25 protein-coding genes and 1 tRNA gene are annotated in these 24,998 nt (G+C 66.0%); 10 read left to right on the forward strand and 16 right to left on the reverse strand.

Features of this window, described 5'->3' with window-relative positions; genetic code table 11:
- Window positions 1–78: 78 nt before the first annotated feature.
- On the reverse strand, window positions 79–396 hold the full coding sequence (locus tag LJ725_RS07450) for a hypothetical protein (RefSeq protein ID WP_230550002.1): 318 nt from the start codon (window positions 394–396) through the stop codon (window positions 79–81).
- A gap of 149 nt (window positions 397–545) precedes the next feature.
- Between LJ725_RS07450 and LJ725_RS07455 the strand changes: the two genes are divergently transcribed.
- Entirely contained in the window at window positions 546–833 is a 288-nt protein-coding gene (locus LJ725_RS07455; RefSeq protein WP_230550003.1) for a hypothetical protein, read from the forward strand.
- Window positions 834–836: 3 nt separating this feature from the next.
- Here LJ725_RS07455 and LJ725_RS07460 read toward each other — a convergent pair whose 3' ends face one another.
- From LJ725_RS07460 to LJ725_RS07470, 3 genes are read right to left on the reverse strand one after another with little or no spacing between them, the layout of a single operon-like run.
- Window positions 837–1,364: a hypothetical protein gene (locus tag LJ725_RS07460; protein ID WP_230550004.1), complete on the reverse strand. Its 528-nt coding sequence runs from the start codon at window positions 1,362–1,364 to the stop codon at window positions 837–839.
- A gap of 8 nt (window positions 1,365–1,372) precedes the next feature.
- Window positions 1,373–1,837, reverse strand: a complete 465-nt coding sequence (locus LJ725_RS07465) for a hypothetical protein (protein WP_230550005.1) — start codon at window positions 1,835–1,837, stop codon at window positions 1,373–1,375.
- A 23-nt stretch (window positions 1,838–1,860) separates the two neighbouring features.
- Window positions 1,861–2,241: a Rid family hydrolase gene (locus LJ725_RS07470; RefSeq protein ID WP_230550006.1), complete on the reverse strand. Its 381-nt coding sequence runs from the start codon at window positions 2,239–2,241 to the stop codon at window positions 1,861–1,863.
- 72 nt (window positions 2,242–2,313) lie between these two features.
- On the opposite strand from LJ725_RS07470, the gene LJ725_RS07475 reads away from it, so the two are divergent.
- Together LJ725_RS07475 and LJ725_RS07480 are read left to right on the forward strand one after the other, a co-directional pair.
- Entirely contained in the window at window positions 2,314–3,057 is a 744-nt protein-coding gene (locus LJ725_RS07475) for an SDR family oxidoreductase (protein WP_230550007.1), read from the forward strand.
- A 50-nt stretch (window positions 3,058–3,107) separates the two neighbouring features.
- Window positions 3,108–4,619, forward strand: coding sequence for a class I adenylate-forming enzyme family protein (locus tag LJ725_RS07480; protein WP_230550008.1), 1,512 nt, complete (start codon window positions 3,108–3,110; stop codon window positions 4,617–4,619).
- A 13-nt stretch (window positions 4,620–4,632) separates the two neighbouring features.
- Here the strand turns inward: LJ725_RS07480 and LJ725_RS07485 are convergent, their stop codons facing one another.
- The gene (locus tag LJ725_RS07485; RefSeq protein WP_230550009.1) at window positions 4,633–5,640 is read right to left on the reverse strand and encodes a Bug family tripartite tricarboxylate transporter substrate binding protein; all 1,008 of its coding nucleotides are present in this window, start codon (window positions 5,638–5,640) and stop codon (window positions 4,633–4,635) included.
- Window positions 5,641–5,711: 71 nt separating this feature from the next.
- Window positions 5,712–6,335, reverse strand: a complete 624-nt coding sequence (locus LJ725_RS07490) for a UbiX family flavin prenyltransferase (protein ID WP_268990518.1) — start codon at window positions 6,333–6,335, stop codon at window positions 5,712–5,714.
- Window positions 6,336–6,575: 240 nt separating this feature from the next.
- On the opposite strand from LJ725_RS07490, the gene LJ725_RS07495 reads away from it, so the two are divergent.
- The 4 genes from LJ725_RS07495 (at window position 6,576) to LJ725_RS07505 (ending at window position 9,971) form a co-directional block, all read left to right on the forward strand.
- On the forward strand, window positions 6,576–7,589 hold the full coding sequence (locus tag LJ725_RS07495) for a glycosyltransferase (RefSeq protein ID WP_230550010.1): 1,014 nt from the start codon (window positions 6,576–6,578) through the stop codon (window positions 7,587–7,589).
- A gap of 69 nt (window positions 7,590–7,658) precedes the next feature.
- Window positions 7,659–7,735, forward strand: a tRNA-Arg gene (locus LJ725_RS07500).
- 317 nt (window positions 7,736–8,052) lie between these two features.
- Window positions 8,053–8,223, forward strand: coding sequence for a lasso RiPP family leader peptide-containing protein (locus tag LJ725_RS29295; RefSeq protein ID WP_408015727.1), 171 nt, complete (start codon window positions 8,053–8,055; stop codon window positions 8,221–8,223).
- Between the two features lie 80 nt (window positions 8,224–8,303).
- Window positions 8,304–9,971 carry an asparagine synthase-related protein gene (locus tag LJ725_RS07505; protein WP_230550011.1) on the forward strand — a complete coding sequence of 556 codons (1,668 nt, stop codon included), beginning with the start codon at window positions 8,304–8,306 and terminating at the stop codon, window positions 9,969–9,971.
- Window positions 9,972–10,208: 237 nt separating this feature from the next.
- Here LJ725_RS07505 and LJ725_RS07510 read toward each other — a convergent pair whose 3' ends face one another.
- Both LJ725_RS07510 and LJ725_RS07515 read right to left on the reverse strand, forming a co-directional pair.
- Window positions 10,209–11,441: an acetyl-CoA C-acetyltransferase gene (locus tag LJ725_RS07510; protein WP_230550012.1), complete on the reverse strand. Its 1,233-nt coding sequence runs from the start codon at window positions 11,439–11,441 to the stop codon at window positions 10,209–10,211.
- Window positions 11,442–11,466: 25 nt separating this feature from the next.
- A complete protein-coding gene (locus tag LJ725_RS07515; RefSeq protein ID WP_230550013.1) occupies window positions 11,467–12,252 on the reverse strand; it encodes an SDR family NAD(P)-dependent oxidoreductase in 786 nt (261 codons plus the stop codon).
- 797 nt (window positions 12,253–13,049) lie between these two features.
- Between LJ725_RS07515 and LJ725_RS07520 the strand changes: the two genes are divergently transcribed.
- A complete protein-coding gene (locus LJ725_RS07520; protein WP_230550014.1) occupies window positions 13,050–13,679 on the forward strand; it encodes a MarC family protein in 630 nt (209 codons plus the stop codon).
- Window positions 13,680–13,682: 3 nt separating this feature from the next.
- Here the strand turns inward: LJ725_RS07520 and LJ725_RS07525 are convergent, their stop codons facing one another.
- The 7 genes from LJ725_RS07525 to LJ725_RS07555 all read right to left on the reverse strand — a co-directional run bounded on the left by LJ725_RS07525 (window position 13,683) and on the right by LJ725_RS07555 (window position 21,019).
- Window positions 13,683–15,809, reverse strand: coding sequence for an adenylate/guanylate cyclase domain-containing protein (locus LJ725_RS07525; RefSeq protein WP_230550015.1), 2,127 nt, complete (start codon window positions 15,807–15,809; stop codon window positions 13,683–13,685).
- 9 nt (window positions 15,810–15,818) lie between these two features.
- A complete protein-coding gene (locus LJ725_RS07530) occupies window positions 15,819–16,553 on the reverse strand; it encodes an RraA family protein (protein ID WP_230550016.1) in 735 nt (244 codons plus the stop codon).
- 91 nt (window positions 16,554–16,644) lie between these two features.
- A complete protein-coding gene (locus tag LJ725_RS07535; RefSeq protein ID WP_230550017.1) occupies window positions 16,645–17,745 on the reverse strand; it encodes a calcium:proton antiporter in 1,101 nt (366 codons plus the stop codon).
- A gap of 3 nt (window positions 17,746–17,748) precedes the next feature.
- Window positions 17,749–18,678: a branched-chain amino acid ABC transporter permease gene (locus LJ725_RS07540; protein ID WP_230550018.1), complete on the reverse strand. Its 930-nt coding sequence runs from the start codon at window positions 18,676–18,678 to the stop codon at window positions 17,749–17,751.
- Entirely contained in the window at window positions 18,675–19,556 is an 882-nt protein-coding gene (locus tag LJ725_RS07545) for a branched-chain amino acid ABC transporter permease (RefSeq protein ID WP_230550019.1), read from the reverse strand. The genes LJ725_RS07540 and LJ725_RS07545 overlap by 4 nt, the downstream gene beginning before the upstream one ends.
- 7 nt (window positions 19,557–19,563) lie before the next feature.
- Entirely contained in the window at window positions 19,564–20,268 is a 705-nt protein-coding gene (locus LJ725_RS07550; protein ID WP_329958345.1) for an ABC transporter ATP-binding protein, read from the reverse strand.
- Window positions 20,261–21,019, reverse strand: coding sequence for an ABC transporter ATP-binding protein (locus LJ725_RS07555; RefSeq protein WP_230550021.1), 759 nt, complete (start codon window positions 21,017–21,019; stop codon window positions 20,261–20,263). Before LJ725_RS07555 ends, LJ725_RS07550 begins: the two co-directional genes overlap by 8 nt.
- A gap of 123 nt (window positions 21,020–21,142) precedes the next feature.
- On the opposite strand from LJ725_RS07555, the gene LJ725_RS07560 reads away from it, so the two are divergent.
- The gene (locus LJ725_RS07560) at window positions 21,143–22,369 is read left to right on the forward strand and encodes an ABC transporter substrate-binding protein (protein ID WP_230550022.1); all 1,227 of its coding nucleotides are present in this window, start codon (window positions 21,143–21,145) and stop codon (window positions 22,367–22,369) included.
- A gap of 220 nt (window positions 22,370–22,589) precedes the next feature.
- Here the strand turns inward: LJ725_RS07560 and LJ725_RS07565 are convergent, their stop codons facing one another.
- Window positions 22,590–23,582, reverse strand: coding sequence for a Bug family tripartite tricarboxylate transporter substrate binding protein (locus tag LJ725_RS07565; RefSeq protein WP_230550023.1), 993 nt, complete (start codon window positions 23,580–23,582; stop codon window positions 22,590–22,592).
- A 119-nt stretch (window positions 23,583–23,701) separates the two neighbouring features.
- Here LJ725_RS07565 and LJ725_RS07570 point away from each other — a divergent pair, with 119 nt between their 5' ends.
- Window positions 23,702–24,997, forward strand: coding sequence for an MFS transporter (locus LJ725_RS07570; protein ID WP_230550024.1), 1,296 nt, complete (start codon window positions 23,702–23,704; stop codon window positions 24,995–24,997).
- Window position 24,998: the final 1 nt, after the last annotated feature.

Raw genomic sequence — 24,998 nt, forward strand, 5'->3', positions numbered from 1 at the left:
GCCGATGATAGCGGCCCGGACGGTCGCGGTCATGCTTTCAGCCTGTGCTCGAACAGCGCGGAGCCAGACGCTCCGGTACTAGCCGCCGCAGCGGATGACCACGGAGGCCGCACCGCGAACCGACGTCATGTCGCCGCGCGTGGGCATGTTTTCCATCCTGAGCGTCGTATAGTTTCCACCGCTGCTGTTGCACATGGCGACCGCGCGGGTCTGGCAGGCGCCGGGTTCCTTGCAGCTGATGGCGATGGCGGGCTTGCCGTCCGTCCAGGTCACCTGCGTCGCATTGGTTTCCGTGCGGGGATCCTCGCCGGGCGTTCCCTTGGCCATGCCGCAGCCCGCGAGCAGTCCCGCGATGCCGACCACGAACGTCCACTGAACCATCGATCGCGCCGTCATCGCCTCTCCCCCTTGGCCCCGCCTGAAAGGGGCCAACGACAGTACATCGCGCCTGCGGAAACGTGCAAGGTCGCGCGGTCGGAAGCGGATTCTCGGCCGGGTCACCGCGACGTGATCCGATGGCGGCACAGGAGGCTCTAGGATGAGCCATGAGAAACTGCTCCAGTGCCCCGGTCCTGTGTGCCCTTGCGGGCTTCCTGCTGTCTGCCGCAGCGGCCAGCGCCCAGCAGACGAACGAACAGCTCGCCGCGCGCTGCGCCGAACTGGGCGCGCTCTACGATCGCTACAATACGCGCCGCAGCGAAGGCTCGGGTGGCCCCGACATGATACGCCTCGGGGCCGGCATCGATTGCCAGAAGGGGCGCTACCAGCAGGGCATCAAGGCGCTGGAGGATCTCCTGCAGCGCAACCGCGTGCCCATACCGCCGGCAAACTGAGGCCTACTTGCCCTTCAGCTTGAAGTCGCGCCACAGCACGATGCCGCTGGCATTGTCCAGCGTCGTGCCGTCGAGCTGCTTCTTCAGCTCATGCACCGTCGGCCGCCAGACGAGCGTGCTCTCGCCGGTCGCGCCGGCGAAGCGGGCGGTGCCGCCGGTCAGCTTGAACGTGCCACGGCACCCCACCAGCTCGTAGCCGGCGCAGTCCCATTCGCCCCAGGCCGTGGCGCCGTCGCCCGCGGTGAACGTGCAGCCGCCCGACGCGCTGGTCTTCCGGCTGGCCTGGTCGATCTTCGACGACAGGGCGCAGCTCACGCGACCCGCCTGCTGCGGCCCCTCGTCGGTTTCGATGAACAGCGGCCCCGACAGGCTCGCCGCCACGACCACCTGCTTCTCGGCGGAGCGTACGATCGTCCCGTTGGCGTTGACGACCGCGAAGGCGTTGAAAGTCTGGACATCGTCCTGGGCGAACGCGGGGCCGGCGACGGCCACGCAGAGGGCGCCCACGAGGGCGCGAGCGAACATCGTCATGGGTCGCCTCACTTGAAATCGATGACGACGGCATCGGCGCCGAGCGACACCGCCAGGCCCTGGCGGCGCGTCTTCAGGTCGATCATCACGCCGTTGGTGTTCTCGAGCCACATCTCGCCCTTGCCCTGGTCGCCGTAGGCGGCGCCATAGCGCGCCTGGCCGTAGGCGCCGGGAAACTGGCGCAGCTCGCGCAGATTGTAGACGTCGCCATAGGCTTCCATCTTGGAGATTCCGAAGCCGCCGACCCCGAGCCCGCCCACCGAGAACCGGTAGTTGCGGCCTTCGTAGTGGAGGGTGCCGCTGCCGACATTGCCGCTGCCGAAGAACGCCACCTGGACCTGCTCGATTGTCACGGTTCCGGACTTCACCCGCTGCTGGGCGATGGCCGGCGCCGCCAGCGCCGTTCCCACCAGCCCCACCGAGCCGACCAGCGCCTGCCGGCGCCCGAGCACACCCACTCTCTTCACACTCATCCCGCTCTCCCCGATCGGTCGCATCAGACGTCGACGACGGCCGTGGCCTCAATTTCGACCAGCAGGCCCGGCACGGCAAGGGCGCTCACGGCCACCAGCGTCGAAGTGACCACCGACCCCTTGAGCGACTTGCCCAGTGCCGCGGTGACGGCGCCCATGTCGCGGATGTCGGTCACGTAGATCGTCGTGCGCACGAGGTCGCCGAGGCGGGCGCCGGCCGATTTCAGGCCAGCCTCGATCTTGCGCATGGTGATCGTCGTCTGCTGGGCGGCGTCCTTGCCTTGGACCCTGCCTTTGGGGTCGAGCGAGGTCGTTCCCGACACGAACACGAACGGCCCGCTCCTGATCGTGCGGACGTAGAAACCCGCCACTTCGGTGCCGTCCGGAAAGACTTTCTTGGCCATGCCTCGCTCCCGCTTTCGATGCGCTATGCTGCCACTCTAGGCGGCCGCTCCCGCCGGGCAAAGGAGGATGCCGTGTCTCTCGATCGCTATCGCACCGCCATCGTCACAGGCGCGAGTCGCGGCATCGGCGCGGCAATCGTCCGCGAGCTGCGGGTCGGCGGCCTCGACGTCTATGCCGTCGCCCGTTCGGCCGACGATCTGACTGACCTGGCCCAGGAGACAGGCTGCCGGCCGATGGCCCTCGATATCTCCCACCGCGACGCCGTGCTGCATGCGCTGGGGTCGCTCGACGCCGACGTGCTGGTCAACAACGCCTCCGCCCCGGTGCGCGGCGGCGTGTCGTGGGAGACCTCGCCCGACGACATCGACCTCCTGATGGACGTGAATCTGCGCGGTGCGCTCAACTGTCTCGCCGCTGTCGTGCCGGGTATGGCGGCACGCGGCCTGGGCCACATCGTCAATCTCGGCTCGACCTCGGGCACCTCGCCGCTCCCCGGGATGCCGGTCTATGCCATGACCAAGGCCGCCATCCACAATCTCAGCCAGACGTTGCGGCTCGACCTGCACGGAACCGGCGTACGGGTCACCGAGATCTCGCCGGGCCGCGTCGAGACCGGCGCCCATCTCGGCCTGATGGAGGATCGCGAGGAAGGACGACGGCGGTTCTACGAAGGGTTCGAGACGCTGCAGCCGGCCGACATCGCCGAGGCCGTCATGTTCGTGCTGGGCGCACCGCAGCGCATGGACGTGAGTTTCATGGAGATCGTGCCGACCGACCAATCGTACGGCGGTTCGCAATTCCATCGCAGGCGCTGATCCGCGGCACGTCACTTGCAGGTACGAGCCCTTTGGGCAATCAGGGAACCATGAGCCTCAAGAACCTCGCCGCCATTCTCGACCCGCAGGCGCCAGCCGACCGGCCCTTCATCATCCAGGTTTCGCCGGAGGGCGACGAGCAGCTCCGCCTGAGCTACGGCGAGGCGCGGGCGCGCATCGCGGCGCTGGCCCGCGGCCTCCTGAAGCGCGGCCTGAAGCGCGGCGAGGCGGTCGCGATCGTCGCGGCCAACAGCACCGACTATCTCGTGCTCTACATGGCCACCATGGCGGCCGGCCTCGTCTCTGTCTGCGTCAACCACAAGCTGCCGCGCGAGACCGTAGCGCACATCATGAAGGACTCGGTCGTCAAGCTGGCGATCGCCGATGCCGAGCGCGCGCCGCTGGTCAGCGCGCTGGTGCCGACCGTCGCCATCGAGCAGCTCGACGGCCTGCTCGATCCCGGGTCCTTCGACGCGGTCGACATGGCGCCGGAAGAAGTCGCCATGATCCTCTACACCTCCGGTTCGACCGGCCTCCCGAAGGGCGTGCCACTGACGCATGGCGGCTACATCTGGGCGACCGGCGCCACGCCCGAGCAGCGGCCCGGCATCGAAGGGCAGAAGGTCATCATCGCGGCGCCGCTGTTCCACATGAACGGCCTGTTCAGCGCCAAGCTGGTGATGATCAACGGCGGCACGATCGTGCTGATGACCAACTTCACCGCGCGCGGCTTCATCCGCGCCATCGACCGCAATCGCGTGGCCATGATCACCTCCGTGCCGACCATGCTGGCGCTGGTGATGCGCGAGACCGGGGAGCTGGCGAAGGCCGACCTCGGCTGCGTCACCACCGCCGTCACCGGTTCGGCGCCGTCGACCGCCGAGTTCTTCGAGCAGATGCACCGCCTGTTTCCCAACGCCGAGACGGCCAACAGCTGGGGCACCACCGAGTCGGGTCCGCTCGGCTTCGGTCCTCATCCCGACGGGATTCCCAAGCCGATGGGATCGCTCGGCTATCCGCGAAAGAACATCGAGGTGAAGTTCGTCGGTGGCGCCGAGACCGGCGCAACGCAGGGCGTGCTGCACATCCGCACACCGGCGCTGATGAGCGGCTACCTCAACCGCGAGGCCGACACGAAGAAGCGGCTGATCGACGGCTGGTACGACACCGGCGACGTGATGCGCCGCGACGAGAACGGCTTCGTGTTCTTCGTCGGCCGCGCCGACGACATGTTCCAGTGCGGCGGCGAGAACGTCTATCCCGGCGAGGTCGAGAAGCTGCTGGGCCAGCATCCCGACGTCGCACAGGCCTGCGTCGTACCGGTGCCGGACGAGATCAAGTACCAGCTGCCGGTCGCCTTCGTCGTGGCGAAGCCCGGCACGTCACCGACCGAGGAGGCGCTGCGCCGCTTCGCGCTCGACAACGGCCCGGCCTACGCCCATCCGCGCGCGGTCTGGTTCGTCGACGAACTGCCGCTCGCGGGAACGAACAAGATCGACCGCAAGACCCTGGTCGACCGCGCCGTCGCGGCCTATGCGCGCGACGACGCGAAGCGCGTTTGACTTCCGACCGAGGTCAGGAGTCCGCGGTGAACCCGATCTTCTTCACGATCGGGCCCCAGCGGTCGTAGCTCTCCTTCAGGAGCGTCGCGAGTTCCTGCGGCGTCGACGACTTGACCTCGAGGCCCATGACGGCGAGACCGTCGATCACATCCTTCTGGGCGAGCGCCACGCGCAGCGCCTCGTTGGCGCGCGTGACCACCGGCGCCGGCGTGCCGCCCGGCGCGAAGAAGCCGAACCATTCGGAGAAGACGAGGTCCTTGTAGCCCTGCTCGGCGAAGGTCGGGACGTTGGGGGCGAAGCGGCTGCGGGTGGCACCCGACACACCGAGGAGGCGGGCCTTGCCGGCGGCGACCTGCTGGGTGAATTCGCCGACCGGGCCTGAGACGGCCTGGATCTGGCCGCCGACCATGTCCTGCACCGCGGGTTGCGTGCCACGATAGGCGACGTGCTTGAGCTCGATGCCACCGGCCTGCCCCAGCAGCACGCCGATGAAGTGCGGCACCGAGCCGGCCGCCGGTGAGCCGTAATTGGCCTTGTCCGGATTGGCTTTGCACCAGGCCAGGAACTCCGGAATGTTCTTCACGCTATCGGGAACGGCGGGGCCGACGCAGAAGCCGAAGTCGAACACGCAGGCCAGCGTGACCGGGGTCACGTCGGTGAAGGCATTGTAGGCCAGGCTCTTGTAGATGTGCGGATAGATCATCAGCATCGAGGCGGGCGTCTGCAGGATGACGCTGCCATCGGTCGCCGCGCCCTTCATCGACTGGATCGCGATCTGTCCGCCGGCACCCGGCTTGTTCTCGACCAGCGCCACCTTGGTATAGGCGGTGCCCTTCAGTCCCTCGGCGACGCGCCGGCACAGCGTGTCGGACGTCCCGCCCGGCGGGAAGCCGGTGACGATGCGGACTGATTCGAGCGGCTGGGTTGCCTGCGCGCCAGCACGGCCGGCGAAGCCCAGGGCGGCGAGCGCAGCGGCGGCGCCCGAAGCGCGGACGAAGCCGCGGCGGTTCTGTTCGGTCATTGGTTTCCTCCCGTTTGTGCGCGGACTGTCGCGCAAAACGGCGGTCGCGCCAAGAGCCGCCGCCGGCGAGATCACTTGCCCTTGTTGCGCCCCCGGGCAGAAGCCTTCCTGGCGCCGGAAGGGCCGGTCCATCGCGGGAACGTCTTGGTATCGAGACCGAACAGGTCGAGTGCCCTGGCCACCGAATGGGTCACGATGTCGTCGACCGTCTTCGGCCGCGTGTAGAACGCCGGCGAGGGCACCGCAACGATAGCCCCCATCTCGGTGACCGCCAGCATGCTCTTGATATGGCCGGCATGCAGGGGCGTCTCGCGGAACATCAGCACGACCCGACGACGCTCTTTCAGACAGACGTCGGCCGCGCGCGAGACGAGGCCCGAGGTCACGCCGGTGGCGATCTCGCTGAGCGTGCGCACCGAACAGGGCGCCACGATCATGCCCATGGTCTGGAACGAGCCGCTCGAAATGGAAGCCGCGATATCGCCCGGCGCATAGACATGATCGGCCATCGCCCGGAGTTCCGCCGCTGAAACGTCGGTCTCGAGCGCGCGGGTCTGATCACCCGCCTTGGAGATCACGAGATGGCTTTCGATTTTCAGCGCCCGCAACGCCTCGAGCACGCGGATGCCGTAGATCGTGCCCGAGGCACCAGTGATGCCGACCACCATGCGCCGCACGGGTTCGCTTGCCGCCATTTCAATGTCCTCCGCGATCGGTCTTGGTGTGACGCGCATACGAACGACGGAGCAGCGGCAGCGGCGCCTCCCAAAAGAGGGGCAGATCCGGCGCGTGACGAAGTACAGGGTCGGGCAAGCCTTCACCTTTATGTGAACAAGTCTCACCCGGAACGCAAGAAGGCGTAAGGTGGCCTTAAGCCAGCGACGATAGCAATGCCCCAAGATCGATCAAGAACCGTCCCCGGGCTGGTTGTCGCGATGAAGGATGCGGTGTCCCCCTCCCCCCTGAACCTGTTCTATGAGCACGACCCGGCTGACCGCTGGCTGCCCCTGGTGCGCCGTGCCTTGCGCAGGACGACGGGCGCCAGCGTGGCGCTGCAGGGCTTCCGCAACCTGTGCGCCGGCCTCGACCGCCTCGGCATCCCCTATCGGGTGAACAACTACGCGCGTCTCCGCCGCCACCCCGGCGAGATCGCCTGCGTCGTCGGCGAGGCCCCCGTCCTCAGGAAGATTCCGTGCGGCACGCCGGTTGTCTTCGGACCCGCGGGCTACGACCACCCGATCGACGATCCCACGCTTCTCTCCGATCACAACATCCGCGGCGTGCTGGTGTCGTGCGAGTGGGTCCGCAAGATGTGCGAGCCCTACTGGGGCAGGAAGGTCCATGCCTGGGCGGAAGGCTTCGACACGGAAGGCTGGAAGCCCTCCCCCGAGGCCCCGCGGGACATCGACGTCCTGGTCTGCGACAGGATCCGCTGCCACCCGGAACGCGATCGCGCGGCGGTCCGCGATCCGGTCATCCGCGAACTCGAAGCCCGTGGCCTTCGCGTGGCCGTCATCGGTCGCGGCGACCCGCGTTTCCGCACCTTCATCGGCCGGGCACGTTCGATGGTGCTGCTGACTGAGTACGAGACCCGAGGCCTTGCCCTCCGGCAGGCGCTGTCGTGCGATGTTCCCGTCCTCGCCTGGGATGCCGGCGGCCTGTGGCAGGACACCCGCTACCATCCACACCGCGTTCAGTTCGGCCCCGTGACCTCGACTCCGGACTGGGACGACCGCTGCGGGATGAAGTTCCGCGACGCCGGCGAGTTCAGCACCGTGTTCCCGCGCTTCTGGACGGACGTTGTCGAACAACGCTTCTCGCCGCGAGCATACATGCTCGAAAATCTGACCCTGGAAGCCGGCGCCCGCCGATACGCCGAACTCGTGCACCGCCTGAATTTCGGCCCGCTCGACCGCGAAGCGCCGGAAGACTGGCGCCGGGCTGCCTGACCCTGCCGACGGCGCCGCGATCCGGGCGCGTTGCACCGCGAGGGTGCCTCCGGTATGGTCCGCCGCGCTGGACCCGTAGCTCAGCTGGATAGAGCGCTGCCCTCCGAAGGCAGAGGTCGTGAGTTCGAATCTCGCCGGGTCCGCCAGTTATTTCATCGGTGTTCGTGTGCCAAAGGCGGCGTGCATCAGCAGCCCGAAGGCGCAGCGATACCTGTGCGCCGCGTCGCCCAGCCGATAAGGTCGCTGCTCCGCGATAAGTCGCAGCCGAGCGCCGCGATCAGATTCGAATCGGCCTGACCGTTGCGTCAGCGGGCCGGAATGCTTCACACACGATGAGGCTGCACCGCCTTGGGAAGTGCCAGGAGAGAGACTTTCCTAGCTCCTGCATTGGGTTGCAAAACGCCATTCAACAAGGATACTCTGTGGTTGATTCGACCCACTTGCGGCATCGACGAGGAACGAGATGGATGAGGAATTTCAGCCGGTAGAAATTTCTACTCCCAGCTCGAAGCGCATCTACGAAGCTCCCAGACTGGTACGCTTGGGAAACCTGCGCGACGTTACCCAGAAGACTGGATACCGAGGCGCGAACGATCGCGGCTTTTTCCCGTTCGCCTACAAGACGTCATACTGAGTCGTGCATTGTGTGGCTCGTGGCCAATCATATTCTCGCTTGATCGGACACTTTGACTCCAAAGCGAGTTGCGCCGCGGCTTGAAGACCTTTGGCGTTTCATTCCGTCCGCACGACGATGAAGCCGTAGCCATTCTGTCAGGCTCCGATACCTGCCGTATCGGCGCCCATCAAATCATCGGCAACGTTCGACTGGACGACAGGGCAAGTCTGGAGGCTCGTATCGGAAGCCTCCCCCCTCAGTCTTCCGACCTCGAAATTTGTCTTCGCGCCTACATCGCGTGGGGCGACGCATGCGTGAATTTCATCCAGGGCGATTTCAGCTTCGTGATCTGGGATGAAACGCGCCGGCGCGTGCTCGGTGTGCGCGATCATCTGGGCGTGCGCGCATTCCACTACGCGCTGGTCCGGGGCACCCTCTACATCAGCGATTCGATCGACTGGATCCTCTCGCAGGAGGCGGTTCCCCGCGATCTCGACGACGTCTGGATCGGCGATTTCCTGATGGTCGGCTTCGGGCTGGATTTCGAGCGTTCGGTCCGCCGTCACGTGTCCCGCCTCGCCCCGGCCCACATCCTCGACTTCTCGTCCAAGGGGCTGACGACCCGCCGCTACTGGCGCCTCGAGATCGGTGATCCCGTCCGCTTCGGAAAGCGCGCCGACTATGTGGACCGCTTTCGCGAACTGCTTCACCAGGCCGTTCGCGATCGGCTCCCGGCAGGACGAGTAGGCATTGCCATGAGTGGTGGGCTCGACTCGACGACGCTTGCGGCCGCGACCGTCGACGTCACCAACGAGCCGTCGAGAATCGTGACCGAGTGCATCCACTATTCCGACTCGCTGCAGGACGAGGAAGGCCATTTCAGCAGGCTCGTTGCGGACAAGCTCAACGTCGAGTTGTCGCTGCGCGAGGCGAGCGATAGCGTCTACGATCCGCTTTGGCGAGCGCGCGGGATCAACACCGCCGAGCCCACTCCGACAATTGTGCAGGCCTACCCGAACATGGTCTTCGCACAACGCAATCGAGAGCTTGCGAGTGTCTGGTTCTTCGGGGAAGGCCCCGACGATGCCCTCCCGTTCGATCGCGATCCATACCTGTCGTGGTTGATATCCCGGCGCAACTGGAAGGGATACGGGCTGGCACTTGCCGATTACGCACGTGTCAAAGGAATCGCAGGCTGGCGCAAGACGTTCCTCCGCGCGCAGCGGCCCGGACGCAAGCCCGGCGTCGACGCCGACAACATCCCGGCCTGGATATCTCCGGAATTCGAGCGTGAGATGAGGCTATCGGAGCGCCTCGCCGACCTCGGTCGAAGTCGTCCTGCACCTCATTGGAAACCAAGCGCCATTCGGGCCTTCAGCGATCCCATCTGGCCCGCGCTGTTCGATACCCTTCGCGTCGGCGAGATGGCCGGCGGGCCGGAATGGCGCCATCCGTTTCTCGATCTCCGCCTGCTGCAATACCTGATATCGCTCCCGACCATTCCGTGGGCCTGGCGCAAGGATATTCTTCGCCAGGCCATGCGGGACAAACTCCCGTCCGAGGTGCTTTCTCGAGACAAGACACCCTTGGTCGATCAACCTCTGCGCGCGCCGCTCATGAAGCATGGGTTCCCCCCGCTGTCGGGCGCTCCTGCCTTCGAGCGATATGTCCAACTGGAGGCGCTACCCCGGCACTACTCGCCGACCGACCATCTGGACCGGGTCATCTTTGCCCACGCTCTCGACTACTGGCTCTCGTGCGATTGAGCCTGCGCAGAACTCCCGCCGGGACGGGATGGATATGGGGGCCACAGGCAGGCAGGAACAGGCTGGCCGACGATTGAAACGTGCGGGCCCCGGTTCGGTCCGTGTGGTGCGACGGGTATTTCCCTTGGAGAAAGGGTGCATCGGCGCAGGCATCGTGTTGAACGCCTCAACTCCGCGTCGAACGCCAAAGGGGCGACGGATGAATGTACCGTCGCCCCCAGTTCGTCGAAGGGTTTCTCAGATGCGCTCGATGATGATCGCCGGCGCCATGCCGCCGGCGGCGCACATCGTGACGAGGCCGAACTGCTTGTCCTGCCGCTCGAGCTCGTCGAGGACCGTGCCGATCAGGATGGCGCCGGTCGCGCCGATCGGGTGGCCGAGCGCGATCGAACCGCCGTTGACGTTGACCTTGTCGCGATCGAGATCGAGGTCGCGCACGAACTTCTCCGAGACGACGGCGAAGGCCTCGTTGATCTCCCAGAGGTCGATGTCGTTCTTCGTGAGGCCGGCCTTCTCCAGCACCTTGCGGGCCGCTGGCACCGGCGCATTGAGCATCAGCTCGGGGCTGTCACCCATGTTCGCCATGGCGACGACCCGGGCACGCGGCTTGAGGCCATGAGCCTTGGCATAGTCGGGCGAGGCGAGCAGCACGGCAGCCGAGCCGTCGACGACGCCGGAGGAATTGCCGGCGTGATGGACATGCTCGATCTCGAGGCCGGGATAGGCCTGCAGGATCAGCGAGCGATAGGTCATGCCCTTGTCGTCGAGCGGCACATCGGCCATCGCCGCGAAGGCGGCCTTGAGGCTTGCCAGCCCCTCGCGGGTCGTCTGCGGACGCGGATATTCCTCGCGATCCAGGGCGAGCGTGCCGTCTTCCTTGTAGACGGGGATCAGCGACTTCGCGAAGCGGCCCTCGGTGATGGCAATCGCCGCGCGCTGCTGGCTGATATAGCCCGCCTCGTCCAGCGCCTGGCGCGGGATCTTCTCGAGCGTGGCGATGGCGTCGGCGCAGATGCCCTGGTGCGTCTGCGGATGATGCAGGCGCAGGCGCAGATTGCCGTTGTCCATGACCGGCGGCCCGCTGCCGCGGCTGCGATCCATCGACATCATCTCCGTACCGCCGGCCACCACCAGGTCTTCCATGCCCGACTTGATGCAGGCGGCGGCGAGGCTCACGGCACTGATGCCCGAACCGCAGAACCGGTCGATCGTGATGCCGCTCGCCTTGACGTCATAGCCGGCATCCAGGGCCGACATGCGACCGAGATCGCCGCTCTGCTTCGAGACCTGGGCGGCCGTCCCCCAGATCACGTCGCCGACCGCCTTCGTGTCGATCTTGTTGCGGTCGGCGATCGCCTTGAGAACGGTCGCGCCGAGCTGTTGCGGATGAATCTCCCACAGCGCGCCCTTGCCCGCCTTGCCGACGCCGCGGGGCGTGCGGCAGGCATCGATGATCCATGCTTCGGTCATTGTTCTGTCCTTTCCCGGTGCCGGCTCAGCGTGGCGCCATGCGGATGGCGCCGTCGATGCGGACGTCTTCGCCGTTGAAGTACCCGCAGGTGATCATCGTATGGGCGACCTGCGCATATTCCTCGGGGCGTCCCAGGCGCTTGGGGAACGGCACCGAGGCGGCCAGCGCCGCCTTGACGTTTTCCGGCGCGCGCGCCAGCAGCGGCGTGTCGAAGATGCCGGGCAGGATCGTATTGCAGCGGATGCCCTCGTTGGAGAGGTCGCGCGCCACCACGAGGGTGATGCCGACGACGCCGGCCTTCGAGGCCGTATAGGCGACCTGGCCGATCTGGCCGTCCTCGGCCGCGACCGAGGCAGTGTTGAGGATCACGCCGCGATCCCCGTCGGGCTGCGGGGCCAGCGTCAGCATGCCCGCCGCGGACTTCGTGATGCAGCGAAATGTGCCGATGAGATTGACGTTGATGATGCGCTCGAAGTTCTCCAGCGGATACTCCTTGGGAGCGCCGGTCGTCCGGTCGAGCGATGCGGTCTTCTGGGCACCGCCGCCAACGCCGGCGCAGTTCACCAGGATGCGCTCCTGCCCGTGGGCCGCCCGCGCCTTCGCGAACCCGGCATCGACCTCTTCGGTCGACGTCACGTTGACCTTGCAGAAGACGCCGCCGATCTCCTTGGCGAGCGCCTCGCCCTGTTCCTCGTTGAGGTCGAAGATCGCGACCTTCACGCCGTGAGAGGCCAGCATGCGCGAGGTGGCGGCACCGAGGCCGGACGCGCCGCCGGTAACGACCGCGGCCACTGTCTTGTCGAGTTGCATGAGCGATGATCCCCCGGGATATGATGCGTGAATGATTGGCCGCGATTGTTAGAGCATCGCGACCGCGGTTGACCAGAGGCGCGGATCCGATCCACGAAATACAGAACCGCAATCCGAAATAGACCATGGGCACCTGCCGGCACCGAGTGCGTGCCCTTGCGCTTCGAGATGGGTCGCCCGTGCCCGGTCGGATCAATCCAGATCGAGCTGTCCTGCAGGCTGGCCTCGGAGCAGCGTCTTCAGTTCGGGATCTTCGGCTTTGTTTCTAAGGGTTGCTTTGCTTGACGGTCCGGCAGCCAGACCTGCGCGGGTACCGGTCCCCTCCAAAGGCAGGGCGCCTAGACTCGAATATCTCCGAGTCTCCCACTTCGCCATGACTTCGCTGGCGGGTCGCGAGATGGCCAGGGAGCCGCAGGCCTACGTGCTGGTCTTGCTCCGGGCGCCCCTTCCCCGGCCGTCGTTCGCTCCCGAACCGCCGACAGACAGGGTGATGTCCGGCAGGGTTCCCAAGCGTTGCAGCACGGGCGCCACATAGACCCGTTTGCCCGCCGGAGCCTTGGGAGTGGCATCAGTGTCAAACCGGTCAGTCATGGCGCTCCCTCACGAAGGCTCGCCGAGGCTGCATCGGGCCCCGGCCTGCATACTCTAGGCAAGTTCTTAGCCGCTGTCCCGCGCCTCGAACGACCGAAGCCCAACCGCATTGACACGGTCGCACCCGGCGATTGATGTAGCGCCCCGGCAAACCGAGGACGTGCGATCGCGCGCCGTCCGCCCGTGTAACAGTCAGGGATCCCCGCGTGACTCCGACGTTCCTGAGCGACTTCTTCTACGAGTTCGTCACGCTCTTCGTCATCCTCGATCCCATCGCGACGGTCCCCATTTTCCTGATGGTCACGGCCGGTCTGGACCGCAGGCGTTCGCTCCAGGTCGCGGCCTATGCGCTCGGCGTCGCGTTCCTGATTCTGCTCTTCTTCATCGTGGTCGGACGACCGCTTCTGTCGGCGCTGCACATTCCCATGGCGTCGTTCCAACTCGCAGGTTCGCTCGTGCTGCTGCTGTTCGGCCTGAAGATGGTGCTGGGCAAGGTGACGGAGGATGCGCTGAGCATGCCGGAGGATGCGACGCCGCTCCAGCGCGCGGTGTTCCCGCTGGCGGTCCCGGGAATCGCAGGCGCCGGCGCGATCCTGACAGTCGTCCTCTTGACCGACAACAATGTCCGTTCGATCGGCGAGCAGATCACGACAACCGCGATCCTGGTCCTCTGCCTCGTCCTGCTCTTCCTCTCCTATGCGCTGGCGGGAACATTGTTCCGCCTGCTCGGCAAGCCCGGCATCGAGATCGTGAGCCGCGTGTTCGGCCTCATCCTGTCGAGCATTGCGGTCACGGGACTGATCGTCGCCATCAAGCTGAGCTTCGGTCTCGCCTGAGGCTCACAATCTCAGGACCCAGGCCTCAACATTGCCCTTGCCCTTGACCTCGATTTCGCCGCGCGCCTCGAAGACGAACTGGTCCTTGAGCTTCTCGTAGACCGGACGCGTGACCTGCACCGAATCGGGAATGCCACCTGATTCCATGCGGCTCGCCAGGTTCACCGTGTCGCCCCACAGATCGTAGATGTACTTGCTCTTGCCGATGACGCCGGCCACGACCGGGCCGCTGTTGATGCCGACGCGCAGCTTCATCGACACGCCGTGCTCCATCGCGTGCTCGCGGGTGATGTGCACCATCCGGATGGCCATGCGCACCATGCGCTCGGCGTGGTTCGGCACCGGCACGGGGAGCCCGCAAACCGCCATGTAGGCGTCGCCGACGGTCTTGATCTTCTCGATTCCCAGTTCGCTGGCGGCGACGTCGAAGCGGGTGAACAGTCCGTTCAGCAGGGTGACGACCTCCGCCGGCGGCATCTCCGACGAGAGCTGCGTGAATCCGACGAGGTCTGCGAAAGCGACCGTGACCTCGGCGAAGCCGTCGGCGATCCCCTTCTCGCCACCTCGCAGCCGGTTGGCGATCGGCGCCGGCAGGACGTTGAGAAGAAGCTCCTCGTTCTCGCGGTTCTTCGATTCGATGACGAGGTTCTTCTGGTTGAGGTCGTCGATCATGCCGTTGAAGGCAAGGCAGAGCTGGCCGATCTCGTCGCGCGAGCGGACCGGGACATGGGCCTCGTGATCGCCGGCCGCAAAGCGCCGCACGCCGGCCGTCAGGTCGCGCAACGGCCCCAGCAGCGAGCGGGAGAGCCAGGCGCCCGTCACGATCACGACCAGGAAGGCGATGGCGCCGACGATCATCAGGTCGCGCTTCAATCGGTAGACCGGCGCGAAGGCCTCATCGCTGTCGATCTTGGCCACGAGTCCCCACTTCACGCCGGAGACCCTGACGGGACCCCATGAGGCCAGCGTGGGAATGCCGCGATAGCCCACGATCTCGCCGAAACCTTCGACGCCTCCGACCGCGGCCCGCGTCGCCGACGTATCGGCGTGCTGGTGCAGAATCGGGGAGCCGAAGCGCTGGATCGCGGCAATGTCCTCCTCGGGTGCCCCGCCGGCCCTCAACTCCGAGAAGTACCGGTCGCGGTTCTCGAAGAAGCTGCGGCCGCTCGAGCGTACCCGGAAGTCCGGACCGACGAGGTAGGCCTCGCCGGTCGAGCGAAAGCCCTCGTTGCGCCAGCGCCGGCCGCCCGTGACGATGCTGTCGATCTCCTCGATGGACAGCTCAGCGATCAGCACCCCGGTCACGACACCCTGGTCGATGACAGGGGCCGCCATGAAGGCCGAGGGCAAGCCTTCCGCGGGCAAATAGGGCGAGAAATCCTCGAGACATGTCGCCGACGGATCGGGGGCACTGGCGCAGCGCGCGGCGGCGGCGGCGAGGTTGGACTGGCGATAGGGGCCGGCGCGAAGCGAGGTCGCGAAATCGGGATCCTTGTCGACCGTATAGATCACGCGCCCCGTCCTCGGATCGACGATCATGAAATCCTGGAAGCCGAGTGTCGCGGCCGCGGTTCGCATCAGCGGGTGATAGACCGCATGAAGCTTGCTGTAGGCACTGCCGTCGCCGGCGTCGTCGAGCAGATCCCGCCGCCCGTCCGGATGGGGATTACGGACGATGTAGAGGTCCTGCAGGAAGTAAGCGGCAGAACTGACCGGCATGAACTCTGCGGTCGGCACGTTCGCCCCCAGCAGCTTGCGCACCATCGGCAGGTAGTGGCCATCGTACCACCCCTGAACAGCTTGCTTCACACCGGCCGGCACCTCCTTCCGGTCGAACTCGTCGACCGCCTCGCGGAAGCCGCGCGTGGCATCGACGACCATCTTGGAGGCGGCGAGCAGGCGCATCTCGCTGCGGACGGTCCGGAAGTACCCCTCAACCTGATGCGCCTTGGTCTCGCGCGCCGCCGTAAGCTGGTCGAAGATCGCCCGCTCAAGCGCCTCGCGGGCCTGGATGTAGCCCAGCACCCCGGTGATCAGGACCGCCACCGCCCCCAGCAGCAGCAGGATCGCGAAAAGCTTGGCCGCCAGGCCCCAGCGAATCGGCCGCGGCTCGGCGACGGTCTCGGACATGGCCCGGCGTCAGCCCTTCTTCGCGCCGTAGGTGCCGCCGGAGTTGATCGCGCGGATCTCGGCAGCCGTCTTGGCCTTCCGCATCTTCTCGAGCTTCTCGGCCTCGTCGGCCAGCATCGCCTGGGCGTTCTTCAGCACGGCACGCGCATGCTGGGCGGGGAATTTAACGGCGCCGTTCTCGTCCATGTGGATCAGTTCACCCGGCGCCACATCCATGCCGCCGACCGACACCGGCGCGTTGACCGACTGCACCGCCATCTCGCCGTGCCCGGCCGTGACACCGCCCAGCAGCATCTGGAACTTCATGCGGCGGATCGCATCGACGTCGCGCGACGGGCCGTTCGACAGCAGGCCGACGCAGCCCACCGCCTGCATGGAGGTCGTCATCATCTCGCCGGCGAGGCCTGCCTTGTTCATAAGCTCCGGCGGCCACTTCTGCTGGATCACCAGGATGGTCGGCTTCTTCATGGCGTCGAGTGCGTCGACTACGTCCATGAAGGTCAGCCGGCCGGCGAAGTTGGGATCGGGCAACCCGTACACGCAGGTGACGGCATATCCGATGATGGCGCCCATCTCCGGATACATGCAGCGGATCGAGGTGTCGGTGTACCAGTTCTCGGTCCACGGATTGTAGAGGCCGAGGCAGAGGGGGTTCTTGGGATAGGTCGCGACCACGTTGGTGATGGTCGGCGTATCGATCTTGCGCAGCTCGGCGAACAGCTGGTCTTCGGAAAGCTCGGACATGTCGGTCGTTTCCCCCTGGGTATGGCTTCGTTCTTCGCGCGAAAGGCGGCGGCGGGCAAGGGCCCTGCCCATCCGGCCCCTCCCTGTCGCCTTACGGCACGAAAATGAGGAAGACGAAGGTCGCGAACAGGACCAGGTGGACGAAGCCGGGCAGGATGTTCGTCCGCCCCCCGCCGAAGGTCACGAGGCTGACGCCGAACGTCAGGACCAGCAGCACGATGTCATGCGTGTCGATACCCAGAGCGAGCGGCTGGTTCAGCACCATGGCCAGCAGGCTGACCGCCGGAATGGTGAGGCCGATCGTGGCGAGTGAGGAACCCAGTGCCAGGTTCAGGCTCTTCTGCAGCTCGTCGCGCCGCGCCGCGCGCAACGCCGCCAGGGTCTCGGGCAGCAGCACCAGCAGCGCGACCAGGAGACCGACCGCATCCCGCGGCGCGCCAACGGCGGTGACAACCTTCTCGACCGAGCCGGAGAAGCCCTTGGCCAGGAGCACCACCGCGACCAGCGAGACCAAGAGCTGACCGACGCTTTCCCAGAACTCGGCCGGCGTTGGGTCGCTACCGGCTTCGCCGTGACTGTCGCCAGAATCGGAGAGGAAGTAGTCGCGGTGCCGGATCGTCTGGACGTAGAGGAAGACGCCATACAGGATGAGGGTGACGAAGCTCACAAAGACGAGCTGCGTGGGCGAATAGAATGGTCCCGGCGCGCTGGTCGTATAGGTCGGCAGGATCAGCGTCAGCGTCGCCAGCGGCATCAGCACCACGAGATAGGCGTTGGCGCCGGGCAGGCGGAACCCCTGCTCGCCGTAGCGCAGGCCGCCCACGATCAGGCAGAGGCCGACCATGCCGTTGCACACGACCATGATCACTGAGAAGACCGTCTCGCGCGCGAGGCCCGCATTGCCGTCGCCCGCCAGCATGATCGACAGGATCAGCGCGACCTCGATCACCGTCACGGCCACCGTCAGCACGAGCGTGCCGTAGGGCTCGCCCAGCCGGTGGGCGATCACATCGGCATGATGGACGGACGAGAAAACCGTCGCCATCAGCACCGCCAATTCGATGACGGGCAGCAGGGTGGCCAGGGTCGGTGAGAGCGAGCCCCGCCCAATGGCCAGCGAGATCGCGAGGGCGATGAGGAGGCCGAGCGCAGGAACCAGCCGCCACGCCAGGGGCTTGCGCGCGGCTGCCATCCGTCAGCGCGCCTGGCGGCGCTTCCACCACTCCGCGAACTCGCCGACGACTCCCTTGCGGAAGGCCAGCACGATGACGACGAAGATGGCGCCCTGGATCACCAACACGAACTCGCCCGTGAAGGCCAGGTAGTTCTGCATGGTGACGATGATGAAGGCGCCGACCACCGGACCGATGATGGTGCCGAGGCCGCCGACCAGCGCCATCAAGACGACCTCGCCGGAGGTCGAGGCAGCGACGTCGGTGAGGGTCGCGAACTGCTGCACCATCGCCTTGGTGGCGCCAGCGAGGCCGGCCAGCGCAGCCGACAGGACGAAGGCCAGGAGTTTGTAGCGGTCGGCCTCGTAGCCCAGCGACTGGGCGCGCTGTTCGTTGTCGCGGATCGCCTTCAGCACCTGGCCGAAGGGCGAGTGGATGAAGCGGTAGATGGCAGCGTAGCCGAACAGAAAGATCGCCAGCACGACGTAGTAGAGCACCCGATCGTCCTTGGTCGGGATCAGCCCCCCCAGCAGCGCCTTGCGCGGAATGCCCTGCAGCCCGTCCTCACCGCCGGTGAACGGCGCTTGCACGCAGAAAAAGAACACCATCTGCGCGAAGGCGAGCGTGATCATGGCGAAGTAGATGCCCTGGCGACGGATCGCGAGGGCACCGGTTACCAGACCGAGCAGGGCCGCGCCCCCGACGCCAGCCAGCAGGCCGGCCTCGGGGGCAAGGTCCCATGCCTTCACGACATGGCCGTAGAAATAGCCCGCCATGCCGAAGAACATGGCGTGGCCGAAGCTCATGAGGCCCGCATACCCCAGCAGCAGGTTGAAGGCGCAGGCGAAGAGCGCGAAGCACAGCGCCTTCATCAGGAAGACGGGATAGGCGAACAGCGGCGCGACGAGCGCCAGCACGATCAGGACGGCGTAGCCGATGCGGGTCGCGTTCATTTGGTCTGCCCGAACAGGCCGGCCGGCTTGATCAGCAGGACGAGCGCCATGACGACGAAGATCACCGTGTTGGAGGCCGGCGGATAGAACACCTTGGTCAGACCCTCGATCAGGCCGAGCCCGAAGCCAGTGACGATCGAACCCATGATCGAGCCCATCCCGCCGATCACCACGACCGCGAAGACGACCAGCACGAGGTTGACGCCCATCAGCGCCGAAACCTGTTGGATCGGTGCGGCGAGTACGCCGGCCAGAGCGGCGAGCCCCACGCCCAGACCGTAGGTCAGCGTGATCAGGCGCGGCACGTTGATACCGAAGGCGCGAACCAGCGTCGGGTTTTCGGTGGCCGCCCGCAGGTAGGCGCCGAGCTTGGTGCGCTCGATGCCGTACCAGGTGGCGAGGCAGATCACGAGCGCCGCCAGCACGACGAACCCGCGATAGGTCGGCAGGAACATGAAACCGAGGTTGAAGCCGCCAGGGATCGGGTTGGGATAGGGAGCGCCCGAGGAGCCCCACTTCCACTGGAACAGCCCCTCGATCACCAGTGCCAGGCCGAAGGTCAGCAGAAAGCCGTAGAGATGGTCGAGGTGATAGATTCGTTTGAGCAGCAGCTTCTCGAGCACGATGCCGAACAGGCCCACGATGATCGGTGCGATCACGAGCGAGGCCCAGAACGGCACGTCAAGGATGCCGAGCAGCAGCCAGGCCGCGAAGGCGCCCATCATGTACTGGGCGCCGTGCGTGAAGTTGATGACGTTCAGCATGCCGAAGATCACGGCGAGGCCGAGGCTCAGCATGGCGTAGAACGCGCCGTTGATCAGGCCGAGCAGGAGCTGGCCGAACAGCGCCTGCGGGGGAATGCCTAGAAGTTCGAACATGGCGGCCTCATACCCCCAGATAGGATTGCAGCTTGCCGATGCTCTGCTGCACGTCGCTCGACGCCACCGTGTCGATCACGCGACCGTCCTCCATCACATAGTGGCGGTCCGCGACCGTCGCCGCGAAATGGAAATTCTGCTCGACCAGCAGGATGGTGAAGCCACGGCTCTTGAGTTGGCGGATGATCTCGCCGATGCGCTGCACGATGACCGGCGCCAAGCCTTCGGTGGGCTCGTCGAGCAGCAGCAGGGTGGCGCCGGTGCGCAGGATGCGGCCGATGGCCAGCATCTGCTGCTCGCCGCCCGACAGTTTGGTGCCCTGGCTGTACCGCCGCTCCAGAAGGTTGGGAAAGAGCTTGTAGATCTCCTCGATGCTGAGCCCGCCCGGCTTGACGACCGGCGGCAGGCGCAGGTTCTCGTCGACGTTCAGGCTCGAGAAGATGCCGCGCTCCTCCGGGCAATAGGCGATGCCGAGGCGGGCGATGTGATCGGAGGTCATGCCGGTCGTCTCACGGCCCTCGAAGGCGATCGACCCGGTGCGCTTGCCGAGGATGCCCATGATCGAACGCAGGGTCGTGGTCTTCCCCGCCCCGTTGCGCCCGAGCAGCGTCACGAGTTCGCCGCGGCGGATCTCGAAGTCGACGCCGTGGAGGATGTGCGATTCGCCGTACCAGGCCTGCAGGCCCGCGACTTTGAGAAGTGTCTCAGCCATGACCGGTTCCGACATAAGCCTCGACGACGGCGGGATGCTTGGAGACCGTGGCGTAGGGCCCTTCGGCCAGCACTTCGCCGCGCGCCAGCACGGTGATCGTGTCGGAGAGGTCGGCGACGACCGACATGTTGTGCTCGACCATCAGGACGGTGCGGTCCTTGGCGACGGTACGGATCAGGGAGGCGATGCGCTTGATGTCCTCCTGCCCGAGGCCTGCCATCGGCTCGTCGAGCAGCATCATCTCGGGCTCCAGGGCCAGAGTGGTGGCAATCTCCAGCGCACGCTTGCGGCCGTAGGGAAGATCGACGGCCGGCGCTTCGGCGAAGTCCGCGAGGCCCACGGCACCGACCAGTTCCAGCGCCCGGGGATCCAGCCGGGCAAGAACGCTCTCAGAGCGCCAAAACTGGAAGGAATTGCCAAGTTTGCGCTGCAGGGCGACGCGGACGTTCTCCCGAACGCTCAGATGCGGAAAGACGGCCGAAATCTGGAAGGACCGGGCCAGGCCCATGCGGGCGATGGCGGCAGGGGAACTGCCGGTTATATTGCGACCGTTGAAGTGAATTTGGCCGGCCGTGGGCGTCAGGAAGTGCGTCAGCAGATTGAAGCACGTCGTCTTGCCCGCGCCATTTGGCCCGATCAACGCGTGAATTGTGTGTCGTTTGACTCGCAGATTGACGTTCTTGACCGCGACGAAGCCTTTGAACTCCTTCGTCAGCCCGGTCGCCTCGAGAATTACATCTTCGTTGGCCATCGGCGCTCCCTGTGCCGCGAATTAATCGAAGCTTTGTCCGTCTGTCCAGCACTGGCGTCCGCTTCGCCCCGCCGCTAGATTTCGGCGACCAGAAACGGGGAACACATTGGGAGGATCGAGTTCATGAAGTTCAACACCAGCATCCGGCGTGCCGGAGCGGCGGCCGCCGTGGCAGGCCTCGTCGTCGTCGGCCTCGCCGCCTACGCCCAGGCCCAGGCGCCGCAGCCGCTCAAGATCGGCGTCATGGAAGGCTTTTCGGGCGTTTACGGCGACCTGACCCAGGGCGAAGTCGAAGCCATCCAGATGGCGATCGACGATTTCGGCGGGAAGGTCCTTGGCCGTCCGATCGAGGTCCTGCAGGCCGACCACCAAACCAAGCCCGACGTGGGCGCCGCCATCGCCCGCAAGTGGTACGATGTCGACGGCGTGAAGATGATCACTGGCATCGGCACCTCCTCGGTGGCGCTGGCGGTGCGCAAGATTGCCCAGGAAAAGGGCATGATCGACATCAACACAGGCGCGGCCTCGGCCGACCTCACCGGTCCCGCCTGCTCGCCCACGGGCGCGCACTGGGTGTACGACACCTATTCGCTGGCCAAGGTGACCGGCGGCGCGGTCGTGAAGGACGGCGGCGACTCCTGGTACTTCCTCACCGCCGACTACGCTTTCGGCCACGCGCTCGAGCGTGACGTGACCGCGGTCGTGAAGGCGGCCGGCGGCAAGGTATTGGGCGGCGTCAAGCATCCGCTCAGCACCCAGGACTTCTCGTCCTTCCTGCTGCAGGCCCAGGCCTCGAAGGCCAAGGTCATCGGCCTCGCCAATGCGGGCCAGGACACGATCAACTCGATCAAGCAGGCGGGCGAGTTCGGCATCACCAAGGGCGGACAGCGCCTCGCCGGCCTGCTCGTCTTCTCGACCGACGTCGCCGCCCTCACGCTGCCGGTGGCACAGGGCCTCGTCCTCACCGAAGCCTTCTACTGGGATCTGAACGACGAGACCCGGGCGTGGACCAAGCGTTTCCGCGCCAAGAAGGACAAGATCCCCAGCATGCTGACGGTCGGCGTCTACAGTTCGACCCTGCACTACCTCAAGGCCGTGCAGGCCGCGGGCACCGACGAGCCGAAGGCGGTGATGGCGAAGATGCGGGAAATCCCCGTCAACGACGTCATGACCAAGAACGGCAAGCTGCGCGAGGACGGCCGCCTGGAGCGCGACATGTACCTGTTCCAGGTCAAGACACCGGCGGAGTCCAAGAACAAGGACGATATCTACAAGCTGATCGCCACGGTGCCCGGCAACGAGGCCTTTCGTCCGATGAGCGAGGGCAATTGTCCGTTCGTGAAGAAGTGATCGCTCGCATAGCGTGAAAGCGAAAGGGGCGCCGCGAGGTGCCCCTTTTTCTTTGCGGTCCTCCCCATTCACATGGGGAGGTGGCGGTGTCTTATGGCGATGGCGCGGTCATGAGCCTCGTGTGATCGCTTTTTCTTCGGCGCTCCCGGACATTGCTTCGCTTGGCGGCTTGTCACCAAGCCGCGGCCTGACGCTCATTGGCCGGGCTTCGCTCGGCCTCCTACTCGATCTTGATGTTCGCGGACTTCACCACCTTCCGCCACGCTTCGATCTCGCTCCTGGTGAACTCCATCAAGCCCTCCGGCGTGGTGAAGCTCGGGGCGCCGCCCATGTTCTCCAGCTTGGCCAGGATCTCCGGCGAGGTGCCGGCGGCGATGATGTCTTTGTTGAGCTTCACGATGATGTCGCGCGGCGTGCCCTTGGGCGCATAGAAGGCCGACCAGGTGGTGAAAATCAGCCCCGGCATGCCGGCCTGCGGCGCGCTCGGCACGCCAGGCAGCGCCGCATAGGGTTCGGCCTGCGTCACCGCAAGAGCGTCGGCCCAGCCCGAGGCCAGGATCATCTTGGCGCTGCCCGTGTCGCAGATCATAAAGGTGATGATGCCGTTGTTCAGGTCAGGCGCGGCCTGCTGATTGTTCTTGTAGGACACCGAGACCGCATCGATGCCCGCCTGCATGCGATAGAGTTCGCCCGCCACACGCGCCGAGATCGCGCCCGAGCCGAAATTGTGCTTGCCCGGCTCGGCCTTGAGCTTCGCCGTCAGCTCGGCCAGCGTCTTCACGCCGAGCTTCTTGGTGACCAGCACCGCCATCGGCACCAGGCTCATGCGCGTGATCGGCTCGAAGTCGGCGATCGGATCGTAGGGCAACTTGTCGTAGAGCACCGGATTGCCGGCATGCGTCATCGACGAGGTAGCGAGCAGCGTATAGCCGTCGGGCCGGGCGTTCTTCACCGCCTCGGCGGCGATGATGCCGTTGCCGCCGCCCTTGTTTTCGACCAGAACAGGCTGGCTCCACATCTGCGAAAGCTTGTCGGCGATCACGCGCATCGTCGTGTCGGTCGAGGCGCCGGGTGGAAATGGCACCACCAGGGTGACGCGCGAAGAAGGGAAGTTCTGCGCACGCACTGAACCGGCGGCCCCTAGGCTCGCGGCCCCAAGACTGGCGGCTCCAGCCAGGACCGCGCGACGGCCGGCCTTCATTATCTTCGTCATTTCGTTTCGCTCCCTTTTGCGCAAAGTATGACGCGCCGCGCTTTCCTTGACGAGCCATCGGCGCTCACGTCTGATGAGCGAAAGCCCGATGCGAACGGGCGGGTTGGGAGAATCGCCGCGTGACCGTCCAGGACCGGCCCCTCAAGGGGGCCTGGGGCATGACTGCCCTGCTCTTTCTCTTCATGCTGATCAACTTCGCCGACAAGGTCGTGGTTGGCTTGGCCGCCGTTCCCCTCACCCGCGATCTCGGCCTCACGCCCGAACAGTTCGGAGACATCGGGTCGGCGTTCTTCCTGCTGTTCGCGATCTCCGCGATCGTCGTCGGCTTCATCTCCAACCGCGTGCAGACCAAACACACGCTGCTGGTCATGGCGATCATCTGGTCGGTGGTGCAGTTTCCGATGCTTGGCATGGTAAGCCTGGAGACGCTCATCATCTGCCGCATCATCCTCGGCGCGGGCGAAGGACCGGCCGGCCCGGTCGCCACCCACGCCATCTACAAGTGGTTTCCAGACTCGCTGCGCGGACTACCGACGGCCGTCATCGCCCAGGGATCGGCGTTCGGCGTCATCATCGCCGTGCCCCTGCTCAACTGGATCATCGAAAAATACTCCTGGCACTGGGCGTTCGGCGCGCTCGGCATCGCAGGCCTCGTCTGGGCCGTGCTGTGGCTGATCTTCGGCCGCGAAGGCACCCTGGTCGATGCGCCGGTCAGCAACACGAGCAGCGGCAACGAGCGGGTGCCCTACCGCTACCTGCTCACCTGCCCGACCATCCTCGCCGCCTGCGCCGCGGGCTTTGCCAGCTATTGGGGCCTGGCGCTCGGCCTCACTTGGTTCACCTCCTACCTCGTCGCGGGCCTGGGATTCAGCCAGAAGCTCGGCGGGAACCTGACGGTCCTGCCCTGGGTCTTCGGCGCGCTCGTGGTCCTGGCCGGTGGCTACGTTTCCCAGAGATTGAAGCGAAAGGGCGTATCCAGCCGCCTCTGCCGCGGCGTCGTTCCGTGCCTCACCATCCTGGCCGGCGGCTGCGTGCTTCCCTTCGTGGGGGCCATGCCCTCGGACGCCCTCAAGATCGCCGCCCTGGTGTTCGGGTCCGCGATCGGCAGCACGATCTACGTCGTCCTGCCCATGATCATCAGCGAACTCACCCCTCACCCGCAGCGCGCCGCCATGCTGGCCATCACCACCTCGGTCGTGACCTTCGCAGGCGTCCTCGCGCCCCGAATCATGGGCTCGATGATCCAGAATGCGGCGACGCCCCTCGCCGGCTACGAGCAGGGATATGTCATCCTGGGCCTCCTGCTGCTCGCCGGCGGCCTCATCGGCCTGCTCTTCATCCGCCCCGAACGTGATCGCAAGCGGCTGGCCGCGCACGCCGTCGCGGACCTGTCGCTCCAGCCCGCCCGCGCATGAT

It is taken from the genome of Reyranella aquatilis, from assembly GCF_020880995.1.
Taxonomy (GTDB): domain Bacteria; phylum Pseudomonadota; class Alphaproteobacteria; order Reyranellales; family Reyranellaceae; genus Reyranella; species Reyranella aquatilis.